The sequence below is a fragment of the Vibrio limimangrovi genome (genome assembly GCF_054064025.1).
This window is the reverse complement of sequence record NZ_JBSUGF010000007.1, coordinates 308,818-329,325: the sequence shown is the minus strand read 5'-3', so window position 1 is coordinate 329,325 and position 20,508 is coordinate 308,818. Positions and strand designations below refer to the sequence as shown.

Sequence of the window (20,508 nt, the reverse complement as noted above, 5' to 3'; positions counted from 1 at the left end):
CAAAACAAGTTCAGCCAAATAGCCAGAAAGCCCCACATCCATCGGTATAAAAATTCAACATAAAATCAATCACATCGCCAAATTAAGCTAAAAGCGACTGAGAAAACCCAAAGAAATATATAGATAAGAATCTGATTTAAAATAGCTTATGCAAAAATATACTTAAAAATACCATTAAAAATCAGAATCCTTAGCTAAGCTCTTATTTCTATGCCAAAAGGTGTGTCCACTGCTTATTCTTATCGATGTAGTACTCGACATAAGGGCAGACAGGCACCACTTTATAACCTAGAGACTCGATCTCTGGCAGAACCGCTTCCATCATCACTTTGCCGCAGCCTTTTCCTCTGAGCTCTTCAGGTACCACGGTCGATGTGATGTGCATTACACCATTTTGTAGCTGGTATACCACTTTAGCTTTGAAGTTCTGTTCGAGATCGACCCAAAAGATGCCATTTTCAATATCGTGACTCACTTTTTTCATACATTACTCTCTTTCTGCATAAGGTACTCTCTTAGTTTTCATTCGCTTATTGCATCAAATTATATCACTGAATAAGAGGGCGACCACGCAAGGAAGCTGGGCTGCGAAATATGAAAGAGAAAAAGGCACTCGAAAGTGCCTATTTCCATTCGCAATTAGCCATTAAAAGCCAGGAGATCTTTCTCAGATCATTTCCCGAGACTCTGGCTACTTTCTTAACGCATTGAGCTTAGCCTGAGCAATACCAAATATCGTATCAATCGGATAAGAACCTTCTTCTGTTGGTTCCCCTGCTACTTTGCCGGTGAACAGTTCGATCGCTTCGGTGACATGATCGATCGCCCAGATATTAAACTCACCTTTTTCCACCGCGTGAACGATATCACTACGCAACATCAGATTGTGCACATTTGATGCAGGAATGATAACGCCTTGTCCATCATGACGGCCTTTGATCACACATACATCGTAAAAACCTTCAATCTTTTCATTTACACCACCAATCGGCTGTGCTTCACCAAACTGGTTCATAGAACCGGTGATGGCAATGTCCTGACGATTAGGTTGCTTCGAAAACGCAGACGCTACGGCACAAAGTTCAGCCATACTGGCGCTATCACCATCGACACCACCGTACGACTGTTCGAAGGTTATGGTTGTCGTCAGAGGCACTCTCGCTGTTTTGCCAAACACAGAGGACAAATACGCAGACAAGATCATCACCCCTTTGGAGTGAATACTGCCACCCAAGTCAACACTACGTTCGATATCAATCACATCTCCATCACCGTAGCATGTGGTCGCGGTGATGCGGTTCGGAGCACCAAACATATAATCGCTGGTGCTCAATACAGACAACGCATTCACCTGCCCAACAGCGGTGCCTTCAGTACGTATCAAGGTAGTCCCATTGACAAACGTCTCCATCACACTGTCACGCAAACGGCTGACACGCATTTCCTGATTCTTCATGGCTTCCTGAACATGCCCGGTTCGAATCATATTGGAGTTCGCCTGACGTGCGACGTAATTAGACTCACGGAGTAAGTTGGCAATATTCGCAGAATGCAGTGACAGCTTAGTCTGATCCCCGGAAAGGCGAGAGCTGTACTCAATGATGCGCGCAATGGCTTTTCTGTCACAGTGCAGCATGTTGTTGTCGTTGACGACGCTGGAGATAAAACGCGCGTAATGCAGTTCAGACTCCGGTGTGCGTGGCATTTCATCTTCGAAGTCTGCGGTTACCCGGAACAACTCGCTAAACTCAGGATCGTAGTGTTGCAACAGCTGATAAGTTCGGTAGTCGCCAAACAAGATGATCTTAATATCCAACGGGATCGGTTCTGGATCTAACGACACCGCACCGGTTAAGGTCACTTCTTTCTCTAATGAAGTAAAACTCAGCTGACGAGAACGAATGGCACGTTTCAATCCATCCCACACATACGGTTGTTCCAGCACTTTCTGCGCGTCCATTAGAAGCACACCACCATTAGCTTTGTGTAAGCTACCTGCACGGATAAGTGAGAAGTCAGTAAAGACAGTACCTTTAAACGTTGCCGTTTCTATCGAACCAAACAAAGAGTGATAGTTGGGGTTTTCCTCAACCACAATTGGGAAGTCACTATTGCTCCTGCTCACCAGTACGTTTACTTTGTAACGACGAGGAAACTTATTATCTAATGAGGCACTGGCAATTTCACCCAGCTCGCCACTCTGATCGAGAAAGATATCTGCATTCTCAACAATGTCTTTCTGTAACTCAGTAAGATAAGTTTTGATCTCAGGATACTGCGAATAATCCACTTTCAGGCTTTTAATGAAGTGAGTTATTACATCCAGTGTCACTTCGTCATTGAGCTTTTTAATCTTTTCACTAAACGTATCTTCCCATTCGGTAAGCTCGCGAACCATAGAGCGCAATGTCACTTCAAGTTCATCGATAGCATCACTGAACTGCTCTTGCTCTTTTTTGCTCAACGCATCGAAGGTTTCTTCAGTGTGTAGTTCTTCACCATTCATCGCGACAAACTGGTAATCTCCCTGGTTCGTAATGACTAGGTTGATCCCTTTTTCTTTCGCTTCACGGCTGATTCTATCCAACTCGTTTTGCTGCTTGCTGGCTAATTGATTCTTCAATCGCTCTGAACGACTAAAGTACATCTCGTTATCAAACGCCAGTGGCAACGCATTAAGCAATTTCCCCATTAAGGCTTCTATATCAACTCGCAGTTTGTTACCTACACCACAAGGTAGCTTTAATACCTTCGGCGTACGAGTATCTTCGAAGTTGGCAACGTAGCACCAGTCAAACAACGCTTCTACGTCGTGTTGATGACGGTTCAGGTAGCGCAGAATCATGGTTCGCTTACCTAGCCCATTCTGACCAATAGCGTAAATATTGTAACCTTTCTCCTTGATAGACATCGCAAACTCAACCGCTTTCTGAGCGCGTTCCTGCCCAACGATTTCATCAATTGGAGGTAATTCCTTGGTCGACTTACATGGCATATTCTCTAGATCAGCTACAGAATACAGCTGCTTGGGTTCCAATCTTAGTATTGCCATATCCGCTTCCTTTTTCTTATTGTCGTCACTTCAGTTTAGAGATTATTTATTTAATTTTAAGTGATTTACGTTGCATCACGGTTTAGTTGAACACTTTACAAGCAACAAAACAACACGAAATTTAAAACTACACAGATTGCAATTGATAATTATTTTCATTTATATTTAGGCCATTCGAATGTTTGGGAGACGGAAATGAAAATTGATCAGTGCTGGATGCATTACATAAAAGCAGGACAATTGATGCAACAAGGTCACTGGCCTGAAGCGCATCGTTTATATGAAGATGTGCTCAATCACTTACCCCGCCACATTCATTCAGCGCTGGAAAACGACCAGACGAAGCCCTGTCAATTCGTTTGCCTGATTAGCGGTCTACGCGACGCAAGCGTGGCTCAATCAGAAATTCTCAACAAACTCGGACTACGGCAAGATGCCTTTTCGGCACTCAACCAAACTTATGCACTATTCCAGTTTTTGCAATTGGAAAAACACGATCTCATTGAACGTTTGGCTAGCCTGCTTGCACAGCAAAGTGAAGACTTACTTACACATATGGCAGCGTTTTGTTCAGCCCAGCGTAATGCCGAATGGATGCTTGAGTTAAAACACGTCACTCGCGCGCACGAACAGTTTTTACTTTTACAGGCCATGATCTCCGCAGAGCCTGCTACTTCACGCCTCTACAATTAAGCCGTGAATAAGATGAGTATTGGCAATGAAAACCATGAAAAATGCCGCGATTCTGTCGCGGCATTTTTTATTACCGTCAAAGCGTTATACGTCTTCAACTCCCATATTAAAGAGAGTAAACGCATACACATCAGTGGTAAGGTCGATTTGCTTGCTGAGCGGCATACCAGCGCCGTGCCCAGCATTTACATCGATGCGAATCAACACCGGATTTTCACCCTGATGCTTGTCTTGTAGCTCGGCAATGAACTTGTAGGAATGCGCGGGAACTACACGATCATCATGATCCGCAGTTGTGACTAATGTCGCCGGATACTGCACATCCTCTTTGACATTATGTACAGGTGAGTAGCCAAGTAGATACTGGAACATCTCTTTACTTTGCGCAGACGTTCCAAAGTCGTACTTCCAGCCTTCACCAGAAGTAAAGGTGTGATAACGCAGCATATCGAGCACCCCAACAGCAGGCAACGCAACTTTGAACAACTCAGGACGCTGAGTCATACATGCGCCCACCAGCAGACCACCATTCGAGCCACCGCGAATTGCCAGATGCTCTGAGTTGGTATAGTTATGCTCAATCAGGTACTCCGCCGCCCCGATAAAATCGTCAAATACGTTCTGCTTTTGCAGCTGGGTGCCGGCATTGTGCCAAGCTTTTCCGTATTCACCACCGCCTCGCATATTCGCGACAGCGTAGATACCACTTAACTCGAGCCAGTTGGCGACATTGCCAGAAAACATTGGCGTCAGGCTGATATTAAAACCACCATAACCGTAAAGCATGGTCGGCGCTGTACCATCAAACTTAGTGCCTTTCTTATAGGAGATGATCATCGGTACTTGCGTACCATCTTTTGAGGTGTAGAAAACCTGCTTCGACTCATAGTCATTCCGATCAAATGGCGCTTTAGATTCTTGATAAAGCTGCGATTCACCAGATTCCACATCAAAAGAGAAAATCGTCGGAGGCGTGACGTAATTAGTGAAAGTGTAGTAAAGCGTGGTTTCTTCTTTCTTTCCTGCTAAACCATATGCCGTGCCTTCGCTCGGTAATTCAACATCACGAATCCATTCACCTTGGTAGTTGTATTGTTGTACTTTCGACAGGACATCCACCATGTAAGTAGCAAATAGATACCCGCCGCCTTTACCCACGTCTAACGGCTGCTCTTGCTCAGCAATGACCTCTGCCCATTGTGAGGTTTGCGTGTTGTAACTGACGACTTTGCCATTCGGCGCTTCAAGGTTGGTATAAAACAGCAGCGTTTCATCTTGATTATCAATAAGGTGCGTATCACCTTGTGTGGTTTCGCGTAACGTCACAATCTCTTGTGCTGCTGAGTTCAAGTCGATATAAAACAGGCGGTTGCCGGAAGTTGATTCCGCACCAGAGATAATTAGGTAGCGATCATCCGTTGTCGTCGTTGCGAATACATAGCGATGTGTCTGAGAGTCCAATGCGCCAAACACAACTTTATCTTCTGACTGTGCGGTACCCAGTTCATGATAATAAAGTTTGTGCTGATCGGTACGGGCCGACAGTTCACTGCCTGTTGGCTTATCGTAACTGGAATAGTAGAAGCCTTTGCTTCCTAACCAGGAAATCGAGGTAAATTTTGCGTCGACGATTTCAGGCTCAAGTTGCGCTTTGGTTTCTGCATCAATGACAAAAATTTTGCGCCAATCGCTACCACCTTCTGAGATTGAGTACGCGACTAAGCGGTTGTCTTTTGAGAAGCTCACGTCACCAAGTGATGTTGTGCCCTCTTCAGAGAAGGTGTTTGGATCCAGGAATACTTCCGCTTCACCCTCTCCTTTTCGACGATAGAGCACGCTTTGATTTTGCAAACCATCATTTTTGTAGAAGTACGTGTAATCACCGCGAACAAATGGCTGCGAGTATTTTTCGTAGTTTTGACTATTTGCTACCAGATCGCGGATTTTCTGGCGATAAGGAATTTGGCCAAGAAAATCAAAAGTTATTGAGTTCTGGCTCGAAACCCAGTTTGCCGTTTCTTCACTGCGGTCATCCTCTAACCAACGATAAGGATCGGCGACATCGTGGCCAAAATAGTTGTCCACGATAGCGTCTTTACGAGTTTTTGGGTAATGCATAACGTCCGTGTTGCTCCGTTTATCTATTGTTCTGATTATAATTGAGATTAATTCTCAACACATACCTTAGGGCGCGACTGTATGTTTTCAACAAAAAACGCGAAACATTTATTAAATCTATGAGGCGCTTATAAGTAATGAAAAATTAGAAGTAATGAGAAATTGTTAAATAACGCTCGCGAATGTGCTCGATTAACAGTTTCACTTTGTTCGGCGGTTGGCGAGTAAACGGATACACGGCATAGATACCGAGTTTTTTGCCCACTAATTCAGGGAAAATATCGACTAACTGGCCATTGCGAATATCGTGATAAACCAAGCAACGCGGAACATATGCGATACCGTGGCCACCTAACGCCGCTTTGCGAAGCGCGGTGGCGTTATCGGTAGAGAAACTACCCGAGACTCTGACGATATAATTACCTTCTTCACTCTTAAATTCCCAGTCAGACGCACCTGTAGTCTGATAGGCATATTGGAAGCAGTTATGACGAGTCAAATCAATCGGTTCGATTGGCTTGCCGTTCTTTGCAATATAAGAAGGTGAAGCACACACGACCCATTGCGAGTCAAGAATATGTCGTGCAATTAAGCTGGAATCTTCCAGATACCCAGTACGAATAACCAGATCATAGCCGTCTGCCACTAAATCGACAAAGCGATTATCAAGCGACATATCGACTGTTAAGCCCGGATGAAGGTTACAAAATTCGGCTACTGCATCAGCAAGAATCAGGTCTCCGGAAATGGTTGGTACGGACATCTTAATATGACCGCTTACATTCTCTCCAAAGCCCGCAACTGCATCCATAGCCTCCTGAGTGGCTTGCTTCACATTTTTAGCACTGTTCAGCAACACCTTTCCAGCTTCAGTCAGCGTCAATTTACGCGTTGTTCGATATAATAGCTGGGCCCCTATTTCTTCCTCCAGCCTTGCCATTCTTTTGCTAACTACTGAATTTGTAAGGTTATTTGCTTCTGCAACCTTACTAAAACTACCTAGTTCGATTACCTGAGAAAACAGGATTAAGTCGTCTGCTCGCATCGCATTATGTCACTTTTGGAATTAATTATTTTCATTATTTCCCTATATTAAAAAAAAATAAAGGAGTAGATTCACGCCAAATTAACAAAACCATTACAACAAAAAGTCGCCTCTACACCGAAACACTATTCGAAAGTCTGCGAACGAAGGATGTACAAATGAGTGAAACCCTACTTGCCCTTGTGGCATTTTCGCCAATAGTTGTGGCCGCCATTTTACTGGTTGGTCTCAACTGGCCTGCAAAGAAAGCCATGCCCGTTGCGTTCGGTATTACCGTCGCTATCGCCCTAATCTTCTGGGATATGTCAGCTACTCGCGTACTGGCGTCTGTATTCCAAGGCTTAGGAATTACTGTCTCTGTTCTTTGGATCGTGTTTGGTGCCATCTTCTTACTCAACACTTTAAAACACACTGGAGCGATCACTACTATCCGTAACGGATTTACGGATATCTCAGCCGACCGTCGTATTCAGGCGATCATCATCGCATGGTGTTTTGGCTCGTTTATTGAAGGCGCATCTGGCTTTGGTACACCAGCCGCGATTGCTGCACCTCTACTAGTAGCAATTGGTTTCCCTGCTTTAGCAGCGGTACTGATGGGTATGATGATTCAATCTACCCCGGTATCGTTCGGTGCAGTAGGTACACCAATCATTGTTGGTGTAAACAAAGGATTGGATTCGCACAACATTACTGAAACATTAATAAGCCATGGCTCAACGTGGGAAGCATACTTACAGCACATTACTGCCAACGTCGCTGTGATTCACGCAGTAGTTGGCACCTTGATCCCAGTGTTAATGGCGATGATGCTAACACGATTCTTCGGCAAAAACAGAAGCTGGAGTGAAGGTCTGAATATCCTGCCATTCGCCCTGTTTGCCGGTGTGTCATTTACGGTTCCATACGCGTTGACAGGTATTTTCTTAGGCCCTGAGTTCCCGTCTCTGATTGGTGGTTTGGTTGGTCTTGCGATTGTTGTTACTGCAGCCAAAAAAGGCTTCCTGGTACCGAAGACAACATGGGATTTTGAGAGCGAAGACAAGTGGCCCGCAGAATGGCTAGGCTCTCTGAAAATGAACATCCAAGAGAATCACGGTAAGCCAATGAGCCTGGTTAAAGCTTGGCTACCATACGTGATGTTGGCAGTGATTCTTGTGGCGAGCCGTGTTAGCGCTGAGTTCAAAGGCTTCCTGCTAAGCATCAGTGTAGCGTTCAACGACATTCTGGGTGAGGCCGGTGTCAGTGCAGCAATTCAACCGCTGTACCTACCTGGTGGCATCCTGGTGTTTGTCGCTCTTCTTGCGGCAGTGCTACAAAATGGCAGCGCTAAACCTCTGCGTGAAGCCTTCGGTGAGTCAAGCAAAACGCTAATTGGGGCAGGCTTTGTACTGGTGTTCACCATTCCAATGGTGCGTATCTTCATTAACTCAGGCGTCAACGGTGCAGACCTTGCAAGTATGCCAGTAACGACAGCGAACTTTGCCTCTGAACTTGTAGGCTCGGCATTCCCGGCATTGAGTGCCACTATCGGTGCGCTAGGTGCGTTCATCGCTGGCTCGAACACCGTGTCGAACATGATGTTCAGCCAGTTCCAGTATGAAGTAGCTCAGACGCTATCTATCTCTAGTGTAGTGGTGGTTTCTCTGCAAGCCGTCGGTGCAGCTGCCGGTAACATGATCGCCATTCACAACGTAGTTGCGGCATCAGCGACCGTAGGTCTGTTAGGACGTGAAGGTGCGACTCTGCGCAAAACCATCATTCCAACATTCTACTACCTTGTGATGACAGGCATCATCGGTTTGGTGTTGATTTACGGCCTCCAGATGACAGATGCATTGATGAAATAAACAAAGGCGCAGGGTGTTCCCGCCCTGTTCAGACACAGCTGTCATCCCCCGATAGCTGTGTCACCTCAAGTCGTTTTGCATAACTGATTGAATAATTGAGCACTGATTGTTCAATCAATTACGTAAATTGGTTACCTGAGTCATTCTCGCCAAACCGTGGTGATTCTTGGATAACCCTTATTCTGATGTCGTCAGCTACACCATAGCGATGAGAAACAAACGCTCCACAAACTTGCTTAGAACGTTAGGACACAATTATGATTATATCTGCTTCTACCGATTACCGCGCAGCCGCTAAAGCCAAGCTACCTCCATTTTTATTCCACTATATTGATGGCGGCTCTTACGATGAACGTACTCTGAAGCGCAATACTGACGATTTAGGCGATGTCGCTCTTCGTCAGCGCGTCCTGCGTGACATGGCTGATTTAAGTCTGGAAACCGAGATCTTTGGTGAGAAGCTGGCTATGCCTATCGCACTAGCTCCTGTAGGTTTGACAGGGATGTACGCACGCCGAGGCGAAGTTCAGGCAGCAAAGGCTGCTGAGAAAAAAGGCATCCCGTTTACCATGTCTACGGTATCAGTGTGCCCAATCGAAGAAGTTGCTCCTGCGATCAATCGTCCGATGTGGTTCCAGCTATACGTATTGAAAGATCGCGGCTTTATGAAAAACGCTCTTGAACGTGCAAAAGCGGCAGGCGTTACAACACTGGTATTCACAGTAGATATGCCAGTCCCGGGCGCACGTTACCGTGACATGCACTCAGGTATGAGTGGTCCTAACGCAGCCATGCGCCGCGTATTTCAGGCGATGCGTCACCCTAGTTGGGCACTGGATGTTGGTATGCTTGGTAAGCCCCACGATTTAGGCAACATCTCTACTTACCGAGGTGAGCCAACTAAGCTGGAAGATTACATTGGCTGGTTAGGCGCTAACTTTGATCCTTCCATTTCCTGGAAAGATCTGGAGTGGATTCGTGACTTTTGGGATGGCCCAATGGTTATCAAAGGCATTCTGGATGAAGAAGATGCGAAAGACGCGGTGCGCTTTGGTGCGGATGGTATTGTGGTATCAAACCACGGTGGCCGTCAGTTAGATGGCGTTCTATCTACCGCTAAAGCACTACCAAGTATCGCAGACGCAGTAAAAGGCGATCTGAAGATCTTTGCTGACTCAGGTATTCGTACTGGTTTGGATGTGGTCCGCATGCTGGCACTCGGTGCAGATTGTACGCTTCTGGGTCGTTCATTTGTCTATGCACTGGCGGCACAAGGTGGCTCTGGCGTTGAAAACTTGCTTGATCTGTATGACAAAGAAATGCGCGTGGCTATGACATTGACAGGCGCGAAAACCATCGCTGATCTGTCACAAGACTCTTTAGTGAAAATGTCTTAATCGCACCAAACTCACTAAAAAAGAACAAAAACGAGCCATAAGAAGGCTCGTTTTTTGTTGCTATCTAATCCGATCTAGATATTGGTTTAAACCCTTGTTCAAACCGAAATGTCAGTAAGCGATTATCTGACTTGGTGAACGTACTCGATAACAACCTGATTGCCATCAATAAACACATTGCTAATGTCACCATCCACTGTCACTCGATTCTGTAACAGAACAGAACCGATTGCAGCCATATCTCGTTCCGTTAAAGTCGGAACCACCTGATTAGGGCGCACATGTAGCTGTTCACATAACTGTTTTACAAAACCCAGAGTCAGGGGAGAATTACCACGTAATAAACCTGAAAATTCATGTAAGCTCAAGCCCAGGCGCTTCGCCATGTCCATTTGAGTGATGTGCATTTTGGCTTTCTGTGACATCCAGGTGTTGTAGAGCGCCTTCCGATCCACCTCTGTAAATTCCATATCTGCCTCCGCTAATTTAAGTGGCAATACCCTCTCACACTTATCTGACCTTAATGTTAGCGATAAGTCAAAGAACTTATAATTAATGGTTCTCGTTCCGTCAGGCATTCTTGTTCAACTCTACTCAACATACGGGCAGTTAAATAACGTTTATCTTAAATTTCTAGGGTGTACGTTTAATATCTGCTACCTTTCCCCCACAGTTTATTAGAAATAAAGTTACTTATGTCACAGTGGTTTATCAATTTTCAAAACTATATTCAGACACATAGTGAAGAGTGGAGCGGCAGCGTTCTTTTTATCACACTAGCCAGCTTTATCGCCTGGGTGGCTTGGAGGATCATCCGTTCCCGGCTCGCGATATTGGTAGATAAGACCCCTTTCCATTGGGATGACATGTTGCTCAAAGCGGTAAAAGCACCAGTGAGTACACTCATTTGGTGTTGGCCCGCGACAGTATCACTCAGCATCATATTAGAAAGCGAGTTGAACGATAGAATAGACTGGTTGAGCACGCTAAAGCTGGTTTTAATCATCAGTGTTTTGGTCTGGACTCTAATGAGACTAATCACCAATGTTGAAGACTATATCATCGAGCAAAATAATCGTGATGAGACGACAGTACAAGCGATAGCTAAAGTCGCTCGACTGTTTTTTGCCACATTAGGTATTTTAACCATCATGCAGGCGTTTGGTCTGTCTCTTTCAGGCCTGCTCACCTTTGGTGGGGTTGGTGGTCTGATTGTGGGTTTGGCTGCCAAGGATTTATTATCGAACTTCTTCGGTGGTTTGATGATCTACTTTGATCGCCCATTCAAAGTGGGTGACTGGATCCGCTCACCAGATCGAGAAATAGAAGGAACTGTTGAACGTATCGGATGGCGAATGACCATTATTCGCACGTTTGATAAACGCCCATTATACGTACCAAACTCTGTGTTCAGTAGCATCGTTGTAGAAAACCCGTCTCGAATGTTGAATCGACGTATCTATGAAAAAATCGGCCTTCGTTATGACGACGCAGAGAAAGTGCCGGAGATCATCGAGGCAATAAAAGAAATGTTGAAGACGCACAAAGACATTGATGCACGCCAAACGCTGATTGTGAACTTTGATTCATTTGGTCCGTCATCGTTAAACTTCTTCATTTATACCTTCACAAAAACAGTAAACTGGGTTCGCTACCATGAGGTAAAGCAGGACATTTTGCTTCAGGTTGTCAGCATCATCAGAGAGCACAATGCTGATATTGCCTTCCCGACCCAAACCCTTAAGTTGGATCCGATTCAGATGGCCAACATGAAAGAACAAGACGACAACGGCTTTTAAGCACCACACCAACACAGAGCCCACTCAATTGAGTGGGCTCTCAGCGGCTTGGTTCAGAAAATCACTATTGTTTTGTCAAAACCATACGTGCATTCAATGGCTGAACTGGACGGTTGTTCTCACCCATCGCTTTTTCAAACTTTTCAATTTGCGCAGCAGAAATAGTTTGTGGTTCCTTAATCACAAACCAACGCACACCTTCTGAACACGGCGGTGTGGTTAGTGAACCATTGAAACGATAGTAATCTTTGTCACTCGGAATCAGTGCACTAGCATCAAATGGCGCACGAATGGTAACGTTATTATCTTTTTCCGGGATAGTTTCCAGCATTTGCTCAAGCGCAGGGTTTGCTTCACCCTTTTCGAAGAATACCGCTACAACCGCTAAGTTGCCGTCTTTATCAGCATGAACATAATGTGCTTCTAGAGGATAGGATTTACCATCCACATGGTTTTCAGATGGGGTGTGGAAATGGAACTGTTTGAGATTAAATTCTTTACCCTCAATCAGCAAGTTGTTGTCACCTTCTAAACTGGTTTGCAGTGTGTGGCCATTGTTCGTCAGCGCAATAGCTTTACCTTTGTAATCCAACTGAAGTTTCGCTAACTCTGACTGAGTTGCTGACTGGATATTAATCGGGCTCTGGTTTTTACCTTGTGCACATTCAGAAGCAAATTCGCCCCAATGTTCAGGACCGTGGTTACCTTCGTATCCCCAGTTTGACGCATGCGCTGAACCAAACAATGCCAGTGACAAACCAAGTGCTGCAAGTGACTTATTCATAGTTTTACCTTATTCCATCAAGTGAAGTATTAAACCCCGCTATACTAATCCCAGTCGATTAGGTCGGAACACACTGAAAACTATGATTGCACAAAAATTTGGAAGCAACGCCCACCTCTAGCTATGTCACTGATAATGAGTCCAGAAGTTTTAAAGTTCACAGAGAATCAAAAAAAACCGAGCATCACTGCTCGGCCTTTGTATCATTTCTTACAGAGTAAGATTACTCCCAATCAAGGATAACTTTACCGGAAGCCCCGCTACGCATAGCGTCGAAGCCTTTTTGGAAGTCATCCACTTTGAAGTGGTGAGTGATAATTGGTGTCAGATCCAGACCTGATTGAATCAGTGAAGCCATCTTGTACCTAGTTTCGAACACCTCTGGAATAAACCTTGTTTAATATATTTAAATCAATAACTTAACTTTGTCGGTTTTGTTTGTGGAGCTATTTGTTCTGAATGCTTCAAAAGCACCTTTCTTTACCAACCTTGGAATTGACAGGACATCGATGATGTTTGATCTTATTTCCAATTAGGGTCACTAATCTATTCCGCCACATGACAAGCTAAGCCATTAATGATAGAAATCAGACATTATATTGATTGACACTGAATATAATTTGTCTGTTTTGTCCTATCCCGCAATATTTAACCTATTATGATAAGATTATTTTCAGATGTCTTGGTATTGCAACCCATCTCTTAACGTGACATTAAGCTTTAGTAGGAAACATGAAAGTGGCGAGTACAGTTATTATCATCACAATGCTGATGCAGGGCGTGATTTTCATTGCACTAAAGAATGTGTGGTTCTATGGTAGCGATCTTCACATCATAATGTTCACCGCAATATGGTTTTTTGGTTCGGTCATCTCTCTAGTCAGGCTGCGTAAGGCAATTAAAGTCCAGGGCATTACTTCACTTTTTGATAAAATCGGAAGTGTGTTTTTGTGTGTAATAACATTGATTCCCCTCAGTTTGGGTGGCTGGTTTATTTTTTCTCTATTGCTGTGAATGGCGTAGATTTGAAGTGATTGTATAGGATGCCACCGCGAAATGCAGTGGCCCTTCTTTGTTTATATTCATGCAATTTAAGCAAGACCTGGTTATTGGTAAGTGCGGCCGCACTATTAACCGCAACTTGGTAACCATTAATGCATTTTTAGCTTGGCTGCATAAAATGGAATACGTAACGAGGGATCTTTCGAAAGTGCTTGAGCGAGTTAAAGAGAGCGAGCCAGAGATTGAGCCATTCTCCATGGCCGAGATAGATAAAGCGCTATAACATTGCCACCAGTTGCAACATAGGAACATGATCACTCTGTTGGTCTATTCTGGAATTCGTAGTGGCGAACTTTGCGCTTTAGCCTGGGAAGATGTGGATTTTGAGAACCGGACAATCCATGTAAGACGCTCCACCTATGACAAACGCGGATTGAAAACGACTAAAACCGATAAAGAGCGTTTTGTCGATCTCATGCCACCAGCGTTGGAAGCGCTAAAAGCTCAACGACATCTAACTTATTTGTATCCGGCAAATGAACATGAAGTCGAATTGCCAGGTAATACTTATCGCACTGAAAAGCTCCGCTTCGTGTTCAACCCTAAGGCCGTTCGCCAACAGAAAGGCAGTGACTACGACTACTATGGCAAACGTGCATTAGTAAGAATTTGGGCTGACCTTTGTAAGAAAGCCGGTATCCCACACCGAAATCAGTACCAACTTCGCCACACTTACGCCAGCTGGGCGATAACCCACGCGAACGTCAATGTCAGTTACCTAGCCCAACAGATGGGTCACTCAGATATCACGATGGTAGCCAAGGTATACGGAAAGTGGTTGAAAGAGTCCAATAAGAAAGAATCGGATCGGGTTTGGAAGGAGTTAGTCAAAGTTAAACAATAAGCTGTTTATGCATACATATTGGCTTAAAAGAAAAAGCGCCCCGTTCGGAGCGCTTTTCTTATTTGGAATGGTTATTCCCAATCAAGGATAACTTTACCGGAAGCCCCGCTACGCATAGCGTCGAAGCCTTTTTGGAAGTCATCAACTTTGAAGTGGTGAGTAATGATTGGTGTCAGATCCAGACCTGATTGGATCAGGCTTGCCATCTTGTACCAAGTTTCGAACATCTCACGACCGTAGATACCTTTGATCACCAGACCTTTGAAGATCACTTGGTTCCAATCGATGCCCATGTCTGATGGCGGAATACCTAGTAGCGCAATACGACCACCGTGGTTCATCGTTTTTAGCATTGAATTAAATGCCGCTGGGTTGCCAGACATTTCAAGGCCTACGTCGAAGCCTTCAGTCATGCCTAACTCTGCCATCACATCTTCTAGCGTCTGTTCCGCCACGTTCACCGCGCGGGTTACACCCATCTTACGAGCAAGTTCCAGACGGTATTCGTTAACGTCTGTGATCACTACGTGGCGAGCACCAACGTGTTTTGCAACTGCGGCTGCCATGATACCGATCGGGCCTGCGCCAGTGATCAGTACATCTTCACCAACCAAGTCGAAAGAAAGCGCTGTGTGTACCGCGTTACCAAACGGGTCAAAGATAGACGCTAGATCGTCAGAAATTCCATCTGGGATCTTGAACGCGTTGAACGCTGGGATAACCAGATATTCTGCGAACGCGCCTTCACGGTTTACACCGACACCAATCGTGTTACGACATAGGTGCGTACGACCTCCGCGACAGTTACGGCAGTGACCACAAGTGATGTGACCTTCACCAGATACGCGGTCACCAATTTCAAAGCCACGAACTTCCTGGCCAATCGCAACCACTTCACCCACGTATTCGTGACCCACAACCATAGGCACTGGAATGGTTTTTTGTGACCATTCATCCCAGTTGTAGATATGAACATCTGTACCACAAATTGCGGTTTTCTTAATTTTGATCAGGATGTCATTGTGGCCCATTTCAGGCTTGTCCACTTCAGTCATCCAGATGCCTTCTTCAGGCTTCAGCTTTGATAATGCTTTAATTTTCATAATGTAACCTAAACTAAAGGTCCCAGAATCTGGAAGCCTTAAATAATGCCCATGTCCTTACCAACTTGGATAAACGCATCAATCGCACGATCTAGCTGCTCACGACTGTGTGCCGCAGACATTTGGGTACGAATACGCGCCTGACCTTTTGGTACAACCGGGAATGAGAAACCGATTACGTAAATGCCTTTCTCAAGCGCACGCTCAGCAAACTCAGCGGCCACTTTTGCATCACCTAGCATGATTGGGATGATCGCATGGTCAGCACCGCCCATTGTGAAACCTGCCGCTTCCATACGGGCACGGAAATGCGCTGCGTTTTCCCATAGACGGTCGCGTAAGTCTCCGCTCTCTTCTAGCAGGTCTAGAACTCGGATAGATGCATTCACGATTGCTGGTGCAACAGAGTTTGAGAATAGGTACGGACGAGAACGTTGACGTAGCCAGTCAATCACTTCCGCTTTACCCGCGGTGTAACCGCCTGAAGCACCGCCCAAAGCTTTGCCAAGCGTGCCTGTAATAATGTCGATACGGTTAACAACGTCGTGGTACTCGTGTGTACCTGCGCCCGTTTTACCCATGAAACCAACCGCGTGAGAGTCATCAACCATCGTCAATGCACCGTATTTCTCTGCAAGGTCACAGATAGCAGGAAGGTTCGCAACGACGCCGTCCATTGAGAACACGCCATCTGTTACGATAAGAATGTTGCGTGCACCCGCTTCTTTTGCCGCGACCAATTGTTGCTCTAGCTCTTCCATGTTGTTGTTTGAGTAACGGAAACGCATCGCTTTACACAGACGAACACCATCAATAATAGAAGCATGGTTTAGCGCATCTGAGATGATTGCGTCTTCTTTATCAAGAATCGTTTCGAACAGACCTGCGTTTGCGTCAAAACATGAGGTGTATAGAATCGTGTCTTCTTTGCCCAGGAACTTAGAAAGCTTCTGCTCTAGCTCCTTGTGAATGTCTTGAGTACCACAGATAAAACGTACTGAAGCCATACCAAAACCATGCTCATCCATGCCCGCTTTACCCGCTTCGATAAGCGCTGGATGGTTAGCCAGGCCCAGGTAGTTGTTCGCACAGAAGTTCAGTACTTCTTCGCCGGAAGCGATTTTAACAGCCGCTTGCTGTTGAGACGTGATAATACGCTCTGCTTTGTAAAGGCCTTCAGCCTTCACTTCTTCAATTTGCTGCTTAATCTGTTGGTAAAATGCAGAAGACATTCGCAATTCCTTCTTGATTATTTTGGCGAGTATTCACTCGTTTTGAATTTGGTTTAGCCTTTATGTGACGGGCGTCACCGGCGATCACTTTTCAATTAATTGTAGTGTAATTCAAAGCAGGGAGAGCGATTATCCCTTGGGGTGGAAAAGCATTAATGAACTTGAGGAACAAATATCATTAATGCTTTTCTATGAACTTGTATTGAAAGGATTTATAGCCAAGGTGGCTGTTTTAGTAATACTTCAAACTCCGCAGCGGGAATTGGACGGCTATAGTAGAAACCTTGTCCGAACTCACAGTTTAGATCATTGAGGTAATTCACGTGGCGATGATCCTCAATGCCTTCGGCAACGATTTTGAGATTCAATGCTTTTGCCATCGCAATAATCACATTGACCAACTCGCGGTCTGAGTCGTTTTCAAATACGTTCTGCATAAATGAGCGATCGATTTTTAAACGGTCGAAAGGGAATTTTTGCAAGTAGCTCAATGCAGAGTAGCCCGTTCCAAAGTCGTCTATCGTCAGTTTAGTCCCAAGAGCACGCAAATTATCCAACATATCCAGTAGTTGTTGGTCATGGTTGAAGAGCAAGCTTTCCGTAACCTCAACGTCAAACTTATCTGTTGGTAACCCCGAGTCGATCAAACTTTGCTTAATCAGCTCCAGTAATCGTTCACAATAACGGAATTGTACGCTAGAGAAGTTTACGGACATAAACAGCGGAGCAATAGCCTGCCACTGAGCGGCTTGATTGCACGCTTGCTGAATAGCAAACTCCCCCACTTGGTGAATCAAACCATTTTTCTCTGCGATGGAAATGAACTCTTCAGGGTTAACAAAGCCGTATTTCTCATCGTTCCAGCGCATCAAGGCTTCCGCGCCGACAATCTTACCGCTTTTCAACTCAATAATAGGCTGATAGTAAAGTTCCAACGACTGATTCGAAATCGCATTGCGAAGCCTGCTTTCTAAATCCAGATAACGTTGTAAGTCTTGGTTCATGTTCTGATTGTAGAAACAGAAAGCATCACGGCCATCCTGCTTCACGCGATACATCGCCATATCCGCAGATGCCAGTAATTGCTCCGCATTATCGCCATCATCAGGGTAGACCGACATACCCACGCTACTGGTTAGGAAAAATTCGTGATTTTTCCAAACCAACGGCTCATCAAATGCAGATAAGACACTTGAAGCTACACGCTTCGCCGTATCACTATCCGGTAAATCAGGGACGACCAGTAGGAACTCATCTCCACCAATTCTGGCAAGTAGATCCGTCTGTCTCGCAACGCGATGCAAACGCTGCGCACTGAGTTTGAGAATTTCATCTCCGACAAAATGCCCCATAGAATCATTAATTTGCTTGAAATGGTCCAAATCGATGAACATGACTAAGACTTTGGAACCGCTGCGAGCAGCGCGAACCAACTCAAGCGCGAGCCTTTCTGAACCATAGCTACGATTAGGTAAATTAGTCAGCGTGTCGTATTTAGCTTGAAATTCAAGTTCTTTTTCTGATGCCTTACGACGCTCGATTTCATTGGTTAATTTTTGGTTTTGTTGAGAAAGAATATCCTTGCGCTTTTTTTCTTCTTCTAGCTTTATCTTTAGCTCAATTCTATTATTGTTTGCTATAAATGCATAACAAAGGCCCATAACAATCATTATTGCAAGAACACTTAACCCGACAATAAAAAGACGAGAAGTATAAATATCACTCTCGTTGAGCGGTTCAAACCAAGCCATAAGTTTGAAATGATACTGCTCCATTGGCACTTCAAAATATATTTTATTTTCTAATTTCTCAGGGGAATAAGCACTAATATCAGAACTTTCTGGCGAATTTTTAGTGTTCGAATCCCATACAACCATCTCAACATCTTTAATTTTGAGCACCATTCGACTGTAACTGTCTTCGTGCTCTTGATTAGTCAATTGTTCGATAACCACATTGGTATTGATATCAGCCAGCAAAAAAGCAACATGCTTGCCAGAAAATGCCACTTTTTTTATGACTTTAATATAAATAGAGCCGCTCTCTTGATATGCGTAAACTTCTTCTTCATGTCCAGCATCTATCTTCAACATCTTGGTATCGAATGGCTCAGATGCTTTCGGTTCCGTACTAACAATCGTCTTTCCATCACTGCCAACGAGCATTATCTTAGTATAAATATTGTTATTATTAATGAGCTTGCTGTTGACCTTTTTTTCTAAACGATGCTTTAAGTTAATTAGACTAGCTCCCAAACCATACTCGATTGACATTCCGGAAGCTAAATTTGCAAAAAAAGTTTGAACCGTTCTATCGCCAGATAAATTATTAATATCTTCATTAATAACCGTAAATAAATTATCAAGTGTACTTGAATAGCTTTTTACTTTTAGATCCAGCTCTCTATACTGTGATTCTCTTAATTTGTTTTGACCAAGACTTGTAACAACAATAAGCATTGCCAAATATGCAGACACTAATATTGCGCTTATTGTTATTATTTTTCTGCTGGATATTTTCTTAACAGCCTTTTTCATTAATTATTCTTACGGCCTTTTACGAAATAATCATTATAAAAGTAGTAAATAGATGGATAATACTTCTCAACGAGTTTTTCGTATGTTCCATCTTGCTTAATAGAATCTAAATAATCATCAAATGCTTTACGTAATTCTGGCGAGTTTTTACGAAACGCAACCGCCATCTTTTGATTCTCAGATATCGGGCCAATCACTTTTATTTCACCTGGCCACTTTTCTAGTGCGATCAGTGTGTCAGCGACATCAAGTAAAGTACTTTCAGCATCATTCTTCATGATTGCAGGAACCATCTCGTTAAGCAGACGGTCACCGTCGGGCAAAATCACTTTTGCTCCTGTGTCATACAAATCATACAGGTTAGGATCGAGGCAAGAGTGTTCCAGCGCCAATACATCTCGTCCATCAATCAGGTTTTTAACGGTTTTAATATCCTCATCGATTGAACCACTTGGCTTAATCGGAGAGAGCGAGGAATCCGATCTGGAGACTAACCAGACACCCGACGGAAAGTAATCCTGGGAAAAATCGAGAACCTCTGTTCTCCAATCCAGTATTGTCACACCATTTGCAATCAAGTCGCCTTCAATAGGCGTGGGCTTACCTAGCACCGCTTGTTTGCCTTCATATTTGACATGTTGGCCTATGAGCTTACCGACCATGTCACTCCACTGCGCAGGGACATATTCATATCTGACGCCCAGCTGCTCAGCGAATCCTTTTACTATATCAACATCAAACCCTGTCAGCGTTTCTATTTCACCTTGTTCAATATAAGAGACAAAGTTGGCATACGGAACGCCGATATGGCGCAATACGCCGCTTTCACGAATCTCTTTAAGATCGTTCGAATAAGCAGAAGACGAAGCAAAAACCGTTGTCATTATTCCCAACGCCAATATGGTTCGTTTAAGTATATTGACTGACATAGTAATCCACCTTTTTAAGCCACATAAGCGCTCAGAAATGAACGCTTATGTGGAAAACAACTA

General features: G+C 44.3%; 16 protein-coding genes and 1 pseudogene. 6 read left to right on the top strand and 11 right to left on the bottom strand.

Going from position 1 to position 20,508, the window contains the following annotated elements:
- Positions 1-208 precede the first annotated feature (208 nt).
- Positions 209-484 (bottom strand): GNAT family N-acetyltransferase, encoded by a 276-nt coding sequence (locus tag ACWYU8_RS09180; RefSeq protein WP_457519110.1) that lies wholly within the window; start codon positions 482-484, stop codon positions 209-211.
- Between the two features lie 207 nt (positions 485-691).
- Positions 692-3,052: a Lon protease family protein gene (locus tag ACWYU8_RS09175; protein WP_457519108.1), complete on the bottom strand. Its 2,361-nt coding sequence runs from the start codon at positions 3,050-3,052 to the stop codon at positions 692-694.
- Positions 3,053-3,247: 195 nt separating this feature from the next.
- Here ACWYU8_RS09175 and ACWYU8_RS09170 point away from each other — a divergent pair, with 195 nt between their 5' ends.
- Entirely contained in the window at positions 3,248-3,745 is a 498-nt protein-coding gene (locus ACWYU8_RS09170) for a hypothetical protein (protein WP_457519106.1), read from the top strand.
- Positions 3,746-3,829: 84 nt separating this feature from the next.
- Here ACWYU8_RS09170 and ACWYU8_RS09165 read toward each other — a convergent pair whose 3' ends face one another.
- Together ACWYU8_RS09165 and ACWYU8_RS09160 are read right to left on the bottom strand one after the other, a co-directional pair.
- Positions 3,830-5,863 carry a prolyl oligopeptidase family serine peptidase gene (locus ACWYU8_RS09165; RefSeq protein ID WP_457519104.1) on the bottom strand — a complete coding sequence of 678 codons (2,034 nt, stop codon included), beginning with the start codon at positions 5,861-5,863 and terminating at the stop codon, positions 3,830-3,832.
- A 145-nt stretch (positions 5,864-6,008) separates the two neighbouring features.
- On the bottom strand, positions 6,009-6,908 hold the full coding sequence (locus ACWYU8_RS09160) for a LysR family transcriptional regulator (RefSeq protein ID WP_457519102.1): 900 nt from the start codon (positions 6,906-6,908) through the stop codon (positions 6,009-6,011).
- 158 nt (positions 6,909-7,066) lie between these two features.
- Here ACWYU8_RS09160 and ACWYU8_RS09155 point away from each other — a divergent pair, with 158 nt between their 5' ends.
- Both ACWYU8_RS09155 and lldD read left to right on the top strand, forming a co-directional pair.
- Positions 7,067-8,758: an L-lactate permease gene (locus ACWYU8_RS09155; RefSeq protein ID WP_457519100.1), complete on the top strand. Its 1,692-nt coding sequence runs from the start codon at positions 7,067-7,069 to the stop codon at positions 8,756-8,758.
- Between the two features lie 257 nt (positions 8,759-9,015).
- A complete protein-coding gene (gene lldD, locus ACWYU8_RS09150; RefSeq protein ID WP_457519099.1) occupies positions 9,016-10,155 on the top strand; it encodes an FMN-dependent L-lactate dehydrogenase LldD in 1,140 nt (379 codons plus the stop codon).
- A 122-nt stretch (positions 10,156-10,277) separates the two neighbouring features.
- On the opposite strand, the gene ACWYU8_RS09145 is transcribed toward lldD, so the two are convergent.
- Positions 10,278-10,625, bottom strand: coding sequence for a helix-turn-helix domain-containing protein (locus ACWYU8_RS09145; RefSeq protein ID WP_457519097.1), 348 nt, complete (start codon positions 10,623-10,625; stop codon positions 10,278-10,280).
- 225 nt (positions 10,626-10,850) lie between these two features.
- Between ACWYU8_RS09145 and ACWYU8_RS09140 the strand changes: the two genes are divergently transcribed.
- Positions 10,851-11,954, top strand: a complete 1,104-nt coding sequence (locus ACWYU8_RS09140; protein ID WP_457519095.1) for a mechanosensitive ion channel family protein — start codon at positions 10,851-10,853, stop codon at positions 11,952-11,954.
- Positions 11,955-12,018: 64 nt separating this feature from the next.
- Here the strand turns inward: ACWYU8_RS09140 and ACWYU8_RS09135 are convergent, their stop codons facing one another.
- Positions 12,019-12,738, bottom strand: a complete 720-nt coding sequence (locus tag ACWYU8_RS09135; RefSeq protein ID WP_457519093.1) for a carbonic anhydrase — start codon at positions 12,736-12,738, stop codon at positions 12,019-12,021.
- A 223-nt stretch (positions 12,739-12,961) separates the two neighbouring features.
- A pseudogene (gene tdh, locus ACWYU8_RS09130) lies at positions 12,962-13,120 on the bottom strand (L-threonine 3-dehydrogenase); the annotation flags it as partial.
- A 702-nt stretch (positions 13,121-13,822) separates the two neighbouring features.
- Here tdh (ACWYU8_RS09130) and ACWYU8_RS09125 point away from each other — a divergent pair.
- Both ACWYU8_RS09125 and ACWYU8_RS09120 read left to right on the top strand, forming a co-directional pair.
- A complete protein-coding gene (locus tag ACWYU8_RS09125; RefSeq protein WP_457519092.1) occupies positions 13,823-14,023 on the top strand; it encodes a hypothetical protein in 201 nt (66 codons plus the stop codon).
- Positions 14,024-14,050: 27 nt separating this feature from the next.
- Positions 14,051-14,644: a site-specific integrase gene (locus ACWYU8_RS09120; protein ID WP_457519090.1), complete on the top strand. Its 594-nt coding sequence runs from the start codon at positions 14,051-14,053 to the stop codon at positions 14,642-14,644.
- Between the two features lie 71 nt (positions 14,645-14,715).
- Here the strand turns inward: ACWYU8_RS09120 and tdh (ACWYU8_RS09115) are convergent, their stop codons facing one another.
- The 4 genes from tdh (ACWYU8_RS09115) to ACWYU8_RS09100 all read right to left on the bottom strand — a co-directional run bounded on the left by tdh (ACWYU8_RS09115) (position 14,716) and on the right by ACWYU8_RS09100 (position 20,445).
- A complete protein-coding gene (tdh, locus tag ACWYU8_RS09115; RefSeq protein ID WP_457519088.1) occupies positions 14,716-15,747 on the bottom strand; it encodes an L-threonine 3-dehydrogenase in 1,032 nt (343 codons plus the stop codon).
- A gap of 38 nt (positions 15,748-15,785) precedes the next feature.
- Positions 15,786-16,979 (bottom strand): glycine C-acetyltransferase, encoded by a 1,194-nt coding sequence (locus tag ACWYU8_RS09110; protein WP_457519086.1) that lies wholly within the window; start codon positions 16,977-16,979, stop codon positions 15,786-15,788.
- A 212-nt stretch (positions 16,980-17,191) separates the two neighbouring features.
- The gene (locus ACWYU8_RS09105; protein ID WP_457519084.1) at positions 17,192-19,516 is read right to left on the bottom strand and encodes a putative bifunctional diguanylate cyclase/phosphodiesterase; all 2,325 of its coding nucleotides are present in this window, start codon (positions 19,514-19,516) and stop codon (positions 17,192-17,194) included.
- Positions 19,516-20,445 (bottom strand): transporter substrate-binding domain-containing protein, encoded by a 930-nt coding sequence (locus tag ACWYU8_RS09100; RefSeq protein ID WP_457519082.1) that lies wholly within the window; start codon positions 20,443-20,445, stop codon positions 19,516-19,518. The genes ACWYU8_RS09105 and ACWYU8_RS09100 overlap by 1 nt, the downstream gene beginning before the upstream one ends.
- Positions 20,446-20,508 lie beyond the last annotated feature (63 nt).